Origin of the sequence: Lacisediminihabitans profunda, from assembly GCF_008040105.1 — a bacterium.
In the GTDB taxonomy this organism is placed as follows: Bacteria; Actinomycetota; Actinomycetes; order Actinomycetales; family Microbacteriaceae; genus Lacisediminihabitans; species Lacisediminihabitans profunda.
Window position 1 is genome coordinate 1 of the sequence record NZ_VRMG01000091.1, and the last position, 469, is coordinate 469.

Here is a 469-nt window from a genome sequence, read left to right on the forward strand (position 1 = left end):
CCGCACCCGGGCGCCCCCGGAAACCGGGGAAGTTGCCCGCCACGGCAACGGCAGCGGCAGCCGAGTCGGCCGAGCGCTCCGCTCGCCTGCGCCGCTCCATCGGCGTGCTCATGGCGCGCTCGAAGAAGTCCATCCCGCACTACTACCTCAGCACAACCATTGACCTGCGTGCCGCCACGGCGTGGCTGCAGTCCGCCAACGCCCAGCGGTCCATCGCCGAGCGGGTCGTGCCCGCCGCCCTTCTGCTCCAGGCGACCGCGCTCGCCGCGCGGGACATTCCCGAGCTGAACGGCTTCTACGCCGACGACGCGTTCCCGCCGAGTTCCGCGGTGCATCTCGGTGTCGCCCTGGCGCTGCGTCAGGGCGGCCTCGTCGCTCCCGCCATCCACGACGCCGACTCCCTCTCCCTCGACGACCTCATGGCGGGCCTGAGGGACCTCGTGGGCCGCGCGCGCAGCGGTCGCCTGCA

At 73.1% G+C, this 469-nt stretch carries 1 protein-coding gene; it reads left to right on the top strand.

The window, feature by feature from the left end; all coding sequences use genetic code 11:
* Window positions 1–32: 32 nt before the first annotated feature.
* Window positions 33–469, top strand: a 437-nt coding sequence (locus FVP33_RS19185) for a 2-oxo acid dehydrogenase subunit E2 (RefSeq protein ID WP_246142442.1), incomplete at its 3' end; no start/stop codon positions are given.